The organism is Lysobacter antibioticus (genome assembly GCF_001442535.1).
Lineage (GTDB): Bacteria > Pseudomonadota > Gammaproteobacteria > Xanthomonadales > Xanthomonadaceae > Lysobacter > Lysobacter antibioticus.
Window position 1 is genome coordinate 3275988 of sequence record NZ_CP013141.1, and the last position, 13786, is coordinate 3289773.

A 13786-nucleotide genomic window follows, 5' to 3' on the forward strand; every position below is an offset into this window, starting at 1 on the left:
TCGCCGCAAGCCAACTCATTCATCGCACCCCCGGCCGCATCGCTCGCGGGCATGGCAGGTCAGGAGAAGTTCTTGAACGGATTCATTCGCGGCTCGATGCGAGCCACCACCCGCGCGACGCTCATGGCCTGTGCTGTGTCGGTGCCGGCGCTCGCCTCGGCCCAGGTCGCCACCACCCCGCAGCCGATCATCGAGCAGCAGCGCCAGCAGGAACGCGAGCGGGCTTTGCGCGAGCAGAACGAGCGCAGCATCGACGAGCGTCTGCCGACTGGGTTGGCGGCGCCGACCCAGCGTATTCCCGCATCCGAGTCGCCGTGTTTCCGCATCGACCGGGTGCTGCTGGTCGGCGACCATGCCGAGTCGTTCCAGTGGGCGCTCGATCGCCTCGACGGCCCCGACGGCGACGACCCGGCGCTGGGCCGTTGCCTCGGCACCGACGGCGTCAACGTGGTCATGGAACGCGTCCAGGCGGCGGTGATCGCCAAGGGCTGGGTGACCACGCGCGTACTCGCCGCACCGCAAGACCTGTCCCAGGGCACGTTGACCCTGACCCTGCTGCCCGGGCGCATCGCCGCGATCCGGCTCGGCGCCGATTCCGCATCGCCGTTGCTCGGCAGTTCGGCCCTGTTGCTCAGCGCGATTCCGGCTCGCGTCGGCGACCTGCTGAACCTGCGCGATATCGAACAAGGCCTGGAAAACCTCAAGCGTGCGCCGACCGCCGACGCCGACATCAAGATCGAGCCGTCCAGCGCCAAGGACGCCAAGCCCGGCGACAGCGACTTGGTGGTCAAGTACGTGCAGCCGCGCCACTGGCGGGTGAGCCTGAACCTCGACGACAGCGGCACCGATTCGACCGGCCGTAACCAGGGTGGCGCGACCTTGTCGCTGGATAATCCGTTCGGCCTCAACGACCTGTTCTACGTCAGCGCCAACCACGGCGTCGCCAGCCCGCTGTTCCACGGCGCCGCCAAGGGCAACGAGAGCCAGACCGCGCATTACTCCTTGCCCTACGGTTATTGGGCGCTGGCCCTGACGGCATCGCAGAGCGAGTATCACCAGCGCGTCGCCGGCCTCAACCAGGCCTATGTCTATTCGGGCGAGAGCGGTAACGGCGAGATCAAGGTCTCGCGTCTGCTGTACCGCGACCAGCACCGCAAGACCGCGATGGCGCTCAAGGCCTTCCGTCGCTCCTCGCGCAACTTCGTCGACGACACCGAGATCGAGGTGCAGCACCGCGTGGTCGGCGGCTGGGAGCTGAGCCTCAATCACAAGGAGTTCGTCGGCAGCGCGACCCTGGAAGCCACCGTCGCCCACAAGCGCGGCACCGGCGCCTTCGGCTCCATCGTCTCTCCCGAAGAGAGCTTCGGCGAAGGCACCTCGCGCATGAAGCTGTATACCGCCGAGTTCAGCCTCACCGCACCGTTCAAGCTCGATATCGCCGGTGGCGAGCGCCGACTGCGCTACGTCGGCTTGGTACGTGCGCAATGGAACCGCACGCCCCTGACCCCGCAGGACCGCTTCGCGATCGGCGGGCGCTATTCGGTGCGCGGCTTCGACGGCGAAACCAGCCTGGTCAGCGATCGCGGCTGGCTGATCCGCAACGATCTCGGTTGGGTCCCTGGCCAAAGCGGTACCGAACTCTATGTCGGTATCGACTACGGACGCGTCGGCGGCCGCTCGGTCGCCGAGCTGATCGGCCGCGACCTCGCCGGCGGCGTGGTCGGCGCACGCGGCGGCTGGAAGCGCTTGAGTTACGACCTGTTCGCCGGCGCACCGATCTCCAAACCGCGCGGCTATCCCACCGCCGACATCAGCTTCGGCTTCAATCTCAGCGCGAGCTTCTAGCGCACGGGCGGGTCAGGGCGCAGGCTTGCGGTAAACCACGATGATGGTCAGGTCTGCATCGCCGAATTGGCGCAGGCCGTGGCGACTGCCGCGGCGGGTGAGGATCGCGTCGCCCGGACCGACCTGGCGGCGGTGACCATCGAGCATCAGTTCGCCGCGCCCGGACAGGACGTAATAGATCTCGTCTTTGTCGTTGGTGTGCTCGCCGATGCTCGCGCCCGGATGCAGGCTGCGCTGACGGAACACGAGGTCGAAGCCTTCGGCCTGGGCGAAGAACGGATAGGCCGTGGTGCGGCCTTCGCCTTCGTGCGGGCCCGGTTGCGCTTGCGCGATGTCGCGAGCCTGCTCGACATACGAATCCGAGCGCGGCTTCGAAGACGGGGCCGCGGCATGGGCCGGCGCGATCGCTGTCGCGGCGAAGGCAACGGCAACGGCCGAGCATCGGCGAATCGATGGCAGGTTCATGCTGGACTCCATGGATGGCGGCGCTCAGCGCGCCAGCCAGCCTCCGTCGACAGGTAAGACCGCACCGTTGACGTAATCCGATGCGCGACTTGCGAGAAATACCGCCGCGCCGCCGATGTCCGACGGCTGTCCCCAGCGGCCGGCCGGAATCCGCGCCAGGATGTCGCGGTTGCGTGTTTCGTCGGAGCGCAGTTGCGCGGTGTTGTCGGTGGTCATGTAGCCGGGCGCGATCGCGTTGACGTTGAGCCCCTTGCCGGCCCATTCGTTGGCGAGCAGGCGGGTGATGCCGGCCAGGCCGGACTTGCTGGCGGTGTAGGAGGGCACGCGGATGCCGCCCTGGAACGACAGCATCGAGGCGACGTTGATGATCTTGCCGCGTCCGCGGGCGACCATGCCGCGCCCCACCGCCTGGGCAAGAAAGAACGCGCTCTTGAGATTGACGTTCATGACCGCGTCCCAGTCGGCCTCGCTGAAATCGAGCGCGTCGGCGCGACGGATCAGGCCGGCGTTGTTGACCAGGATGTCGACGGCCCCCAGGGTTTCGACCGTTTCGGCGACGATGCGGTCGATCGGTTCCAGGCTGGACAGATCGGCTTGCAGGGGCAGCAGCCGGCGGCCCAGGCCGCGCACGAGTGCGGCGGTCTCGTCCATCGTGCCGCTGGCCACCGCGGCGATGTCGGCGCCGGCCTGGGCCAGCGCCAGAGCGATGGCCTGGCCGAGCCCGCGATTGGCGCCGGTCACCAGGGCGACCGTGCCGTCGAGGCCGAATGGGTCGCGCGGATGCGGATCGGTGTTCATGCGCGCGCCCTCACTTGAGTTGGCAGATGTCGAGCTGGTGCATGTCGGTGTAGTCGAGGTTCTCGCCGCCCATCGCCCAGATGAAGCAATAGTTCTGCGTGCCCGAGCCCATGTGGATCGACCACGGCGGCGACACGACGGCCTCGTCGTTGCGGATCACGATATGGCGCATCTCGGCCGGCTCGCCCATGAAGTGCATGACCCGCTGGTCGCCGAGTTCGAAGTAGAAATAGACCTCGGAGCGGCGGTCGTGCAGATGCGGCGGCATGGTGTTCCAGACGCTGCCCGGCTTGAGTACGGTCAGGCCCAGCAGCAACTGGCAGGAGCGGCAAGTGGCCGGCACGATGTACTGATAGATCACCCGCTCGTTCGAGGTCTCCAGCGCGCCGCGTTGCAGCGGCACGGCCTGGTCGATGGAGATATGCACGGTCTCGTGGCGCGCATGCGCGGGTGTCGAGGCCAGATAGAACTTGGCCGGTTCGGCGGCATCGTCGGAAGCGAACACGACGTTCTGCGTGCCCATCGGCACGTAAAGGCCGTCCTTCGGCTTGAGCGCATAGGTCTGGCCGTCGACGCGCACGCTGCCCGCCCCCTGGCCGACGTTGACGATGCCGAGTTCCCTGCGTTCCAGGAACGACTTGCCCGCGGCCGAGGCCGGCTCGCTGTGCTGCGGCAGCGCGATCGGCGCGTGGGTCGGTGCAGCGCCGCCGATGACGAAGCGTTCGTTGTGGGAGTAGTTGAGACGAACCTCGCCGTCGGCGAACAGATCGCCGATGAGGTAGCGATCGCGCAGTTGCTCGTTGCTGGCGCCGGCCATCATGTCGGGATGGGTGGCGTGGTAGGTCTTTTGGAACATCGAAAGCTCCGTCGGGTCGGGGCCCCGGGCCGGCGGCGGGGCCGGGGTAGGGACGATTCTAGACCGGAAGGTTAACCGGTGTCATTCGTTGCGAGGACGATGGGCTTGGGGCTGATGTTTGCGCTTTGAGGGGGCCGCGAGGTGTGGCCGCTTTCCCTAAATACCGTTTTATATCAATCGATTAATGCCGGTATATGAAGCGTTGAATTAAATGCGCCGACGGCGCTGCGACGGCGAAGCCGGACAGTTTGGAGGCCCCCCCTGTAGGAGCGGCGTAAGCCGCGACCACGGGACGTGCAGAAACAACAACGCCGATATCGCTCATCGAAGCGGCGTGCTTTCGCAAAGGGTAGGAGCGGCGTCCCACTGGATTTCCTTCGGTCACAAGCCGCGACCAACGGACGCGCAGAGGCGACAAAGCCGATATCGCTCATCGAAGGAGCGTGCCTTCGCGGGTAGGAGCGGCGCAAGCCGCGACCGCGCCGTAACGGGTTTGCGGCGTTTCTCTCAAGCCAGATCAAGATCAAGATCAAGATCTAGATCAAACGCCAAGAGCTTCCGCCACTAAAGCGGCGGGTTACTTTCTTTTGTCATAAGCAACAAAAGTCCGTCTGGATTCCCTTCGGTCAAAGGTAACCAAAGAAAAATGCTTTTCTTTGAATCACCAGCCCGCACGAGCGATGCTTCCGCAGGGATTTTTCATACGGGACATCCCTGTCCCGATGAAAAACGGCGCGCATCCCTGCGCGCCGCCCTTCGGGTCTTCGATTGCCTTCGCTAGTGCGCGAGGACGCACAGCAACCGCAACTGCAACTGCAGTTTCAGAATCTTTACGGCAACGGCAACGGCAACGGCAACGGCGCGAAGCCTGCTGGCGGCCGCAGGCGGGGAGTCGTTGAAATTCGACTTGGAGGTCGGCGGAACGGCCGCCCGGCGACTCAACGCGCAGGCGGTTGGCAGGAGTCGCGGACGATCAGGTGGGGGCGGACGCTGGCCGCTGCCAGTGCCGAAGCGGCGGCCGGTTCGGCCAGCAGCATCGAGGCGGCGATACGGCCCATGTCGCGGATCGGCAAACGCACCGAGCTCAGCGCGGGCCACAGGCGCGAGGCCAGCGGGCTGTCGTCGAAACCGATCACCGACAGCTCTTGCGGAATGCTGATGCCGGCGCGCAAGGCCACTTTGTAGACGCCCGCGGCCATCTCGTCGTTGCCGGCGAAGATCGCGGTCGGCCGCTGATTGCCGGCCAACAGGCGCTCGGCCGAGGCGACGCCGGACTCGAAGGTGTAGCCGGCTTCGACCACGCGCTCGCGCGGCAGTTCGATGCCGCGCTTGGCCAGCGCCTCGACGAAGCCGGCGGTCCGCTCGTGCGCGGAGCGATAGCTGCTCGGGCCGGTGATCAGGGCGATGTCGCGGTGGCCGAGCGATTGCAGGTAATCGGCGGCCTCGGCGGCACCGTCGCGGTCGTGGGTGATGACCATGCGCGAGGCCTGGTCCAGCGAGACCGAAGCGATACGCGAATAGCGGCAGTCGATCTCGGCCAGCATGTCGGCCAGGGCCTGGTCTTCGGATACGCGCGGCACCAGCATCACCCCGTGCAGTTTCTGCTGTTGCACGAAACGACGCACGCCGTCGATGTAGCCCGGGCTGCGGCTGTCGCAGGGGTGCACCACCAGCTCGAAGCCCGAATCGCGGATCGCATCGAGCGCGCCGTATTGCATGTTGACGATGTACTGCGCGGTCGGGTTGTCGTAAACCATGCCGATCAGGAACGAGCGACGGAAGGCCAGGCCGCGGGCGAACGGGTCCGGGGTGTAGTTGAACTCCCGCATCACCGCTTCGACCCGGTCGCGGGTTTCCTTGTGCACCAGCGGCGATTGGTTGATCACCCGCGAGACGGTCTTCTTCGACACTTCGGCCAGGCGCGCGATGTCGTTGATCGTCTGCGCCTTGCCGGGCACCGCGCTCGCGCTCTTGGCCGGCGGTGCGATGCGTTCAGTTTTCTTGCGCGGCGGCATGGACAAGGCGAGGGGGACCGAAGGGATAGGGGGATTCTAGCCCGCATCGCAGGCCGAGCGCGCCCGCGTCCGCCTGCGGCGACGGTCCGCACCCGTGCTCAATGCTTCAGCAAGGCCGGCAGCCACAGCGACAGTTCCGGCACGAAGGTCACCACCAGCAAGACGCCGAGCGCGGACAGCCAGAACGGCCAGATCGTGCGCAAGGTCTCGCCGATGCTGATCTGGCCGATGGCGGTGCCGACGAACAGTACCGAACCCAGCGGCGGCGAAATCAGGCTGATGCCGCCCTTGAGGATCAGGATGATGCCGAAGTGCACCGGGTCGACGCCGATGGCCTTGGCCAGGGGCAGGAAGATCGGCGTGCAGATGATGATCATCGGCGCCAGGTCCATGAAGGTGCCGAGCACCAGCAGGATCAGGATCATCAGCAACAGCAGCAGGTTCTTGTCGGTGGTCAGCCCGGTCAGGGCCTCGACCGCGGCGCTGGGCACCTGCAGATAGGCCAGCAGCCAGCCGAACGACGCCGCCGAGGCGATCACGAACAGGATCATGCCGGTGGTACGGGCGGCGCCGGCGACCGTCTCCAGGAAATCCTTCCAGCGCAGCTTGCGGTACACCAGGGTGGTGACCAGCAATGCATAGACCACCGCGATCGCCGCGCTTTCCACCGCGGTGAAGATGCCGGCGCGGATGCCGACGAAGATCAAGGCCACCAGCAGCAGCCCGGGCAGGGCCGAGACGAAACGGCGCAGCACGATGCCGAAGCCCGGGAACGGCTCGATGGCATAGCCGCGGCGCCGCGCGATGATCCAGCAGGTCACCATCAGGGTTACGGTCATCAGCAGCGCCGGCACGATGCCGGCGGCGAACAGGTCGGCGATCGAGATGCTGCCGCCGGCCGAGGCCGAGTACAGGATCAGGTTGTGCGAGGGCGGCACCAGCAGGGCCACCATCGCCGCGGTCATGGTGACGTTGACGGCGAAATCGCGGTCGAAGCCGCGCTTGACCATCTGCGGGATCATCGCCCCGCCGATCGCCGATACGTCGGCGATGGCCGAACCCGAGACGCCGCCGAAGAACAGCGACGACAGCACGCTGACCTGGCCCAGGCCGCCGCGCAAATGCCCGACCAGGGCCGAGGCCAGGCCGATCAGACGCTCGGAGATGCCGCCGCGCAGCATGATCTCGCCGGCGAAGATGAAGAGCGGGATCGCGATCAGCGAAGCCGAACCGGCGCCCGCGGCGGTCTGCTGGACCACCACGATCGGCGGCAGGCCGATGTACATCAGCGTCGCCAGCGCCGCCGACGACAGCGAATAGGCGACCGGCACGCCGATCAGCAACAGCACGGCGAACACGCCGAACAGGATCGTGACTTCCATCAGGGGCTCCCTTCGATACGGGACGACGGCGCATACACCTGCGCGATGCGTTGCAGCGCGAACACGCTCATCAATGCGCCGCCGATCGCCATCGGCGCGAACGCGGCGCTTTGCGGCAAGGGCGCGCCGGCCATCGGTATGTCCAGCCCGTCGAGCAGCAGTTCGCCGCCCCAGAACGCCAGTGCGGCGCCGATGACCGCGATCACCGTTTGCGACAGGGCGGTCAGGAACCGCCGCAGCGGTGGCGGCACGACATGCAGCAGGATGAAGAAGCCGAAGTGCGAGCCGCGATGCACGCCGGCCGCGGCGCCGAAACTCATCGCCGTGTTGAGCAGGATCAGCGCGACCGGCTCGGTCCAACCCGGCGAATCGTTGAGTACATAACGGGCGAACACCTGCACCGCCTGCACCGCCACCATGCCGACCAGGGCGGCGCCGGCGACGGCGACGGCAAGAGCGGCGATACGGTCCAGCATGCCGCTGGACGTGGGGGACAGGACCTGCGGATCGACATCGCGTGCTTCATTCACGGGTAGGGCCTCAAGCCAGTGAGCGTACGTCGCGGTACAGCGCTTCGAGCGCTGGCACGCGGTGGTAGTCGTCCAACAGCGGCGCCACCGCCTTGCGGAAGGCGGGCAGGTCGCAGTCGTTCATGCGCACGCCCGCCTCGAACAGCGAGCGCCGCGCGACCGCCTCGGATTCGTCCCACAGGCGCCGCATTACCGCCACCGAGGCGCGGGCGATCTCCAGCAGCAAGCCGCGATCGCGCGGCGCCAATGCGTCGTGACTGCGTTTCGACATCAGCAGCACGTCCGGCGCATAGGAATGCTCGCTCTGCGACCAATGCCGGGCGGCCTCGAACTGCCGGCTCGAATGAAAGCTGCGCAGATTGTTCTCGGCGCCGTCGATCAAATGGGTCTGCAGGGCCGAGAACACTTCGCCGTAGGCCAGGGGCGTGGGGTTGCCGCCGAGCAGGCGGATCATGCGCATGAAGATGTCCGACGACGGTACGCGGAACTTGAGTCCGCGCATGTCGGCCGGCGTGCGGATCGGCTGGCGCACGTTGTAGAAGCAGCGCGCTCCGCAGTCGTACATCGCCAGGCCGACCAGTTCGCGCGCAGCGAAGCCGCGCAGGACCTGCGCGCCGACCGCGCCGTCGAGCACCCGGCGCAGGTGCGCGACCGAGTCGAACACATAGGGCAGCGACAAAACCTGGGTCAGCGGAAAGGCGTTATTGAGGGCGCCGCTGTAGACGCGGGTGATGTCGATGGCGCCGAAACGCGCCATATCGATCGCCTCGGACTCGCGGCCGAGCTGGCCGGAGTGGTACATGCGCAGGCGCAGACGTCCGCCGGTCGCGTCCTCGAGTTGGCGGCCGATCCAGTCGACCGCGGCGACGGTGGGATAGTCCTTGACGTGGACGTCGGTGGCGGTGAGCACGCGCGCGCCGTCGCCGCCCCATGAGGTGGAAGCCGCGCCCGCCGACAGACCGGCCGCGCCGAGGCCGAGCAGGAATTTGCGTCGCGTGGTCATGACCGGCTCTCCATCGTCGCGGTGGCGGTGGTGGTCTCGCAGGCCAGGCGGCCCCAACGACCGAAGTCCACGCAGGCGGACTGACCGGCGAGGATGTCGTGAATGCCGGTGGCCGCGCCAGTGGTGACGTGCATGCCGGCGCTCAGCGGATAGCCGCGCCGCGCGCAACGCCCCAGGGCAAAGGCCAAGGCCGCCAGCGGCCCGCCGGGTATGCAAGCGGCGCCGCCGGTTCCGACCGGTCGCTGGTCGATGAAGCTTTCGCAGGTCAGTTCGCGATCGTCGAGCCGGCGCCAGTCGGCGATCGCCGGGCCGACGATCAGGCCGGCGTTGTTGCCGAAATCCGATACCACCACCGCCGGGCCGAGCAGATTGATCGACGCCAAGGGGCTGCCGGCCAGTTCGATGCCGATCGACAGGGAAGCGACCAGTTCCGCGGCTTCGTCTGCGCTGTACTCGGTTTTGCCGGCGGGAGCATCGCTGCCGAGGGTGAATACGTATTCGGCCTCGATCGCGGCGAAGCCATGCTCGATCACCGCGAAGCGCCCCGTTTGTCCCCCCGGGACATTCTGTACCGCGCCGGCGAAGATCGGACCGACCAGGCGGTCTTCGCCGAGCGTGGCTTGCCAGGCGTCCGGAATGCGCCCGACTTTCCAGCCCGCGACGGCTTGCCGCCATAGCGCGATGGCCTGGTCCTGGACCCGGTAGCCGGCGTCCAGAGTCTGCGGTTGCAGGCCTGGATAGGCCGCAAGCGCCTTCGCCTCCCAGCGGGCTCGCACCAGACGGATCGCGATCGCCAGCTCGTCGCGCTGGTCATCGAACGGGTGTGTTGGCATGCCTGAACGGTCCCCCCGGGGCTCGATTGTGCGTCCGGGTGTTGTATAGGAAACCGGTGTCATTGACAATCCGGCGTATGCTCGGATCAGACCTGGGAGGGCGCGATGGGGAGTGGCGAGGTGGGGCAAGGCATCGGCGGCAAGGCGGCGGAAAACGATGGACGCAGGCACGGCAGCAGGGCGGTGCGCAGTGTTCTGCTGGCGATATTCGCCGCGATCGCCGGCATCGCAACGGCGCAGCCCTCGACGAGCTCCGCCGCCGATGGCGCCGCGCGGGCTTTGGCCTTCCCCGGCGCCATGGGTTGGGCGGCGCATACGCCGGCAGGGCGCGGCGGCAAGATCCTGAGGGTCACGACCCTGGCCAGCGAGGGCCCCGGTTCGTTCGCCGAAGCGGTGGCGACGCCCGGCCCGCGCATCGTCGTGTTCGAGGTCGCCGGCGTGATCGATCTGGCCCGTAAGGAACTGCGCATCAGCGAGCCTTACCTGACTATCGCCGGGCAGACCGCGCCGCAACCGGGCGTGACCTTCATTCGTGGCGGCCTGACCATCGCCACTCACGATGTGGTCGTGCGCCATATCCGGATACGGCCCGGAGAAGCCGGGCTGGAAAAACGCGCGGGCGTGGATTTCGACGCCATCAATACCGTGCGCGGCGCCCACGACGTGATCGTCGATCATTGCTCGCTGACCTGGGCCACCGACGAAAACCTGTCGGCCTCGAGCACGCGTTTCGCCGGCGAAAGCGAGGCCGAGTGGATGCAGGCCGCCTCCAGGCGCATCACCTTCAGCAACAACCTGATCGCCGAAGGCCTGGCCAACGCCACCCACGGCAAGGGCGAGCATTCCAAGGGCAGTTTGATCCACGACCACGTCAACGATGTCCTGATCGTGGGCAACCTGTATGCGCACAACTACGAGCGCAATCCGCTGTTCAAGGGCGGGGCGCGCGGCCAGGTCCTCAACAACCTGATCTACGATCCGGGGCAGCGGGCGTTGCACTACAACCTGATCGCCGAGGAATGGCTGGGCCACGCTTATTCCAGCGGCGAGATGGTGCTGCGCGGCAATGTGATGCGTGCCGGCCCATCGACCGAGGACGTCGCCTTGCTCATGGTCGGCGGCTCGGGCGACCTGGCCTATTACGCGGACGACAACATCGCGGTCGACCGGCTCGGCCGGCCCCTGCCGCAAGTCGGCCGCTATACCACGACGCCGCTCGCGGTGACCGAAATGAAACAGGCGCCGGCGCTGCCGTTCGGCATGCGTCTGCTGCCGGCATCGCAGGTGCAGGACGCGGTGGTCGCGAATGCCGGTGCGCGGCCCTGGGACCGCGACGACATCGATCGCCGCATCCTGGCCGACACCGTAGAAGGACGCGGCAAGATCATCGATAGCGAGAACGAGGTCGGCGGCTATCCGAAGGTCGAGCCGGTCCGGCAAGCCTTCGTCGCCGCGGACTGGGACCTGGCGACGATGGAGCCGTTGAAACCGCTGCCGCGCCGCGCGCCCTTGCGCTGAGGCCGCGATGCCGGATCCCGGACGCCGCGACAGCTTGAAGGCGCTCGCAGGCGCGCTGGCCGGCGCCTGCCTGCCGTCCGCGGCCGTGGCGGCCGCTACAGCCCCGTCATCGGCGGCCTTTGCGCATCCGAGCACGGAGACCCCGGTCGCCGCGACCCGCAGCGGCCGCGTGCGCGGCTATCGCGATCGCGGCGTGCTCGTCTTCAAGGGCATTCCCTACGGCGCCGACACCTCCGCGCGCCGCTTCATGCCGGCGCTGCGCGAGCGGCCCTGGCACGGCGTTCGCGATGCGCTCGTGCACGCGGCTTCGGCGCCGCAACGCAAACCGGATGCCCGCATCAGCGAAGATTGCCTGTACGCGAACGTGTTCACTCCGGCGCTGCGCGACGGCCTCGCGCGGCCGGTGCTGGTGTATCTCCACGGCGGCGGCTACGACAGCGGCTCGGGCAGCAGCCCGCTCTACGATGGCGTGCGTCTGTGCCGCCGCGGCGACGTCGTGGTGATTACCCTCAATCATCGTTTGAACGCTTTCGGCTATCTGTATCTGGCACAGCTCGGCGGCGACGACTACGCCTGGTCCGGCAATGTCGGCCAACTCGATCTGATCCAGGCCCTGCACTGGGTGCGCGAACACGCGGCCGAGTTCGGCGGCGACGCCGGCAACGTGACCCTGTTCGGCCAGTCCGGCGGCGGCGCCAAGATCGCCACTTTGATGGCGATGCCTGCGGCGCAAGGATTGTTTCACCGTGCCCTGACCACGAGCGGGCAACAGGTCACCGCGGCCGGGCCGCGCGCCGCGACGCAGCGTGCGCAACACCTGCTCGATGCGCTGAAGATCGCGCCGGAAGAGCTCTCGCGGCTGCGGGCTCTGCCGCTGCAGACCCTGGTCGAGGCGACGTCGCTGCGCGATCTTTCGCGGATCGAGGACACCGCGCTGTATTTCGGGCCGGTGCTGGATGCGAAATCGCTGCACCGGCATCCTTTCTATCCCGACGCGCCCGCACAATCGGCCGCGATCCCGATGGTGATCGGCAACACCCGCGACGAAACCCGTGCCTTCCTCGCCGGCGATGCGGCCAGCCTCGCCCTGGGCTGGGACGAACTGCCCGGCAAACTGCGCGAGCACCAGTACGTCGACCTGGACCCGGACACGGTGGTCGCCGAATACCGCCGCCTGTATCCCGACTACACGCCGTCGCAGATCTTCTTCGCCGCGACCACCGCCGGCCGCTCGTGGCGCGCAGCGATCATCGAGGCCGAGACCCGGGCGCGCCAGGGCGCACCGACCTGGGTCTATCAACTGGACTGGGGTTCGCCGCTCGACGGCGGGCGATGGGGTGCCATGCATACGCTCGACATCGCCCTGATGTTCGACAACACCGGACAAGCCGGCTCGCGCACCGGCGACGACGCACAGGCACGGGCGCTCGCGGCGCGCATGAGCGATGCCTTGATCGCCTTGGCGCGGCACGGCGACCCGAATCACGACGGCTTGCCGGCCTGGGCGCCGTACTCGCTGCAGCGGCGCGAAACCCTGTTGTTCGATGTGCGGCCGCGTCTGGTCGAGGATCCGCGCGCCGGCGAGCGCAGGCTTTATGAGCGCGTGCCGTTCGTGCAGCGCGGGACGTTCTAGCCTCGCAAAGCCGTGCCCGGCCGAGGCGTTGCGGCCCCGGCTGGAACCGGCCGCAGGCACCGTGCCGGTGGCCTCAGCGCTGCGCTCAAGGGCAGGCCGAGCAGACTCAGGCCATCGGCGACTTCCGCGGCCATGCATCGCGCGCCCACGGGCGAGAAATGGGTGTCGTCGCGCAAGCCTTCGGGGTAGTTGCCGTGCTCGCCGGGTTGCAGCCACAGGAACAAGGCCTTGGAGCCCGCATCGCCCCATGCGCCGAGCACGGCCTGGCTGCGCCGCTCCATGTCGATCAACGCCACCGCGCGTTCGCCCGCGACCTGCCGGACCAGGCCGGGGTACTCGCCATGGCTGTCGACGACTGCGCCGGCCCGGTCGAAACGGCGCCGCGCCACCGGCGTCAGCAGGATCGCGGTGGCGCCGCGCTCGCGGACCTGATCGACGAAACGTTCGAGGTTGCGCCGGTAGTCGGCCGGCGGGGTGTAGCGATCGGGCTTGTTGCTGGATTGGTCGTTGTGGCCGAACTGGATGAGTACGTAATCGCCCGCGCCGACCTCGTCGAGCAAATCCTGCCAGCGTCCTTCCTCGATGAAGCTGCGCGTGCTGCGACCGTTCATGGCGCGATTGTCGAGCCTGATCCGGCCCGCCTGGAACTGCGCCTCGAACGCCTCGCCCCAGCCGGTCTCGGGGCGCTTCTCGGCGCGCTTGATCGCCATGGTCGAGTCGCCGGCCAGGAACACGGTCGGCACCGGATCGGCGCAGGCCGTCATAGGCCACCAGGTCAGACAAGCGAACAACAGCAGGCCACGCAACGACAAGCTATGCATCGAAGCACCGATGAGAAGGGGAAGGGCTCGGTCGAGCGCGAAAGCTCTGCGCGGCCGTCGCAGCCGGTGCGACTCGTTCCAGCGAGC

12 protein-coding genes are annotated in these 13786 nt (G+C 67.6%); 3 read left to right on the top strand and 9 right to left on the bottom strand.

Going from position 1 to position 13786, the window contains the following annotated elements; all coding sequences use genetic code 11:
- The first annotated feature begins 72 nt into the window (after window positions 1–72).
- The gene (locus tag GLA29479_RS13185; RefSeq protein WP_211264982.1) at window positions 73–1845 is read left to right on the top strand and encodes a ShlB/FhaC/HecB family hemolysin secretion/activation protein; all 1773 of its coding nucleotides are present in this window, start codon (window positions 73–75) and stop codon (window positions 1843–1845) included.
- A gap of 12 nt (window positions 1846–1857) precedes the next feature.
- Here the strand turns inward: GLA29479_RS13185 and GLA29479_RS13190 are convergent, their stop codons facing one another.
- The 8 genes from GLA29479_RS13190 to GLA29479_RS13225 all read right to left on the bottom strand — a co-directional run bounded on the left by GLA29479_RS13190 (window position 1858) and on the right by GLA29479_RS13225 (window position 9727).
- A complete protein-coding gene (locus tag GLA29479_RS13190; protein WP_057971867.1) occupies window positions 1858–2310 on the bottom strand; it encodes a cupin domain-containing protein in 453 nt (150 codons plus the stop codon).
- A 24-nt stretch (window positions 2311–2334) separates the two neighbouring features.
- Complete coding sequence (gene kduD, locus GLA29479_RS13195) at window positions 2335–3108, bottom strand: 2-dehydro-3-deoxy-D-gluconate 5-dehydrogenase KduD (protein WP_057971868.1); 774 nt, start codon at window positions 3106–3108, stop codon at window positions 2335–2337.
- A gap of 10 nt (window positions 3109–3118) precedes the next feature.
- Complete coding sequence (gene kduI, locus GLA29479_RS13200; protein ID WP_057918004.1) at window positions 3119–3964, bottom strand: 5-dehydro-4-deoxy-D-glucuronate isomerase; 846 nt, start codon at window positions 3962–3964, stop codon at window positions 3119–3121.
- 938 nt (window positions 3965–4902) lie between these two features.
- Window positions 4903–5979 (bottom strand): LacI family DNA-binding transcriptional regulator, encoded by a 1077-nt coding sequence (locus GLA29479_RS13205; protein WP_057918003.1) that lies wholly within the window; start codon window positions 5977–5979, stop codon window positions 4903–4905.
- A 98-nt stretch (window positions 5980–6077) separates the two neighbouring features.
- A complete protein-coding gene (locus GLA29479_RS13210) occupies window positions 6078–7361 on the bottom strand; it encodes a TRAP transporter large permease (protein ID WP_057918002.1) in 1284 nt (427 codons plus the stop codon).
- Window positions 7361–7837: a TRAP transporter small permease gene (locus GLA29479_RS13215; protein ID WP_057971869.1), complete on the bottom strand. Its 477-nt coding sequence runs from the start codon at window positions 7835–7837 to the stop codon at window positions 7361–7363. Before GLA29479_RS13215 ends, GLA29479_RS13210 begins: the two co-directional genes overlap by 1 nt.
- A 64-nt stretch (window positions 7838–7901) precedes the next feature.
- A complete protein-coding gene (locus GLA29479_RS13220) occupies window positions 7902–8894 on the bottom strand; it encodes a TRAP transporter substrate-binding protein (protein ID WP_057971870.1) in 993 nt (330 codons plus the stop codon).
- Entirely contained in the window at window positions 8891–9727 is an 837-nt protein-coding gene (locus tag GLA29479_RS13225) for a 2-keto-4-pentenoate hydratase (protein WP_057917999.1), read from the bottom strand. Before GLA29479_RS13225 ends, GLA29479_RS13220 begins: the two co-directional genes overlap by 4 nt.
- A gap of 183 nt (window positions 9728–9910) precedes the next feature.
- On the opposite strand from GLA29479_RS13225, the gene GLA29479_RS13230 reads away from it, so the two are divergent.
- Window positions 9911–11245, top strand: a complete 1335-nt coding sequence (locus GLA29479_RS13230; protein ID WP_057973194.1) for a pectate lyase family protein — start codon at window positions 9911–9913, stop codon at window positions 11243–11245.
- A 7-nt stretch (window positions 11246–11252) separates the two neighbouring features.
- Complete coding sequence (locus tag GLA29479_RS13235; RefSeq protein WP_057971871.1) at window positions 11253–12878, top strand: carboxylesterase/lipase family protein; 1626 nt, start codon at window positions 11253–11255, stop codon at window positions 12876–12878.
- Here the strand turns inward: GLA29479_RS13235 and GLA29479_RS13240 are convergent.
- Window positions 12875–13699, bottom strand: a complete 825-nt coding sequence (locus GLA29479_RS13240) for a rhamnogalacturonan acetylesterase (RefSeq protein WP_211264983.1) — start codon at window positions 13697–13699, stop codon at window positions 12875–12877. The two genes, GLA29479_RS13235 and GLA29479_RS13240, sit on opposite strands and share 4 nt — an antisense overlap.
- Between the last annotated feature and the right edge of the window lie 87 nt (window positions 13700–13786).

What these genes read in the sequence shown, in the direction of transcription:
- GLA29479_RS13190 (WP_057971867.1), bottom strand. Translation starts at nt 2,310, where the DNA reads ATGAACCTGCCATCGATTCGCCGATGCTCGGCCGTTGCCGTTGCCTTC.
- kduD (WP_057971868.1), bottom strand. Translation starts at nt 3,108, where the DNA reads ATGAACACCGATCCGCATCCGCGCGACCCATTCGGCCTCGACGGCACG.
- kduI (WP_057918004.1), bottom strand. Translation starts at nt 3,964, where the DNA reads ATGTTCCAAAAGACCTACCACGCCACCCATCCCGACATGATGGCCGGC.
- GLA29479_RS13205 (WP_057918003.1), bottom strand. Translation starts at nt 5,979, where the DNA reads ATGCCGCCGCGCAAGAAAACTGAACGCATCGCACCGCCGGCCAAGAGC.
- GLA29479_RS13210 (WP_057918002.1), bottom strand. Translation starts at nt 7,361, where the DNA reads ATGGAAGTCACGATCCTGTTCGGCGTGTTCGCCGTGCTGTTGCTGATC.
- GLA29479_RS13215 (WP_057971869.1), bottom strand. Translation starts at nt 7,837, where the DNA reads ATGCTGGACCGTATCGCCGCTCTTGCCGTCGCCGTCGCCGGCGCCGCC.
- GLA29479_RS13220 (WP_057971870.1), bottom strand. Translation starts at nt 8,894, where the DNA reads ATGACCACGCGACGCAAATTCCTGCTCGGCCTCGGCGCGGCCGGTCTG.
- GLA29479_RS13225 (WP_057917999.1), bottom strand. Translation starts at nt 9,727, where the DNA reads ATGCCAACACACCCGTTCGATGACCAGCGCGACGAGCTGGCGATCGCG.
- GLA29479_RS13235 (WP_057971871.1), top strand. Translation starts at nt 11,253, where the DNA reads ATGCCGGATCCCGGACGCCGCGACAGCTTGAAGGCGCTCGCAGGCGCG.
- GLA29479_RS13240 (WP_211264983.1), bottom strand. Translation starts at nt 13,699, where the DNA reads ATGCATAGCTTGTCGTTGCGTGGCCTGCTGTTGTTCGCTTGTCTGACC.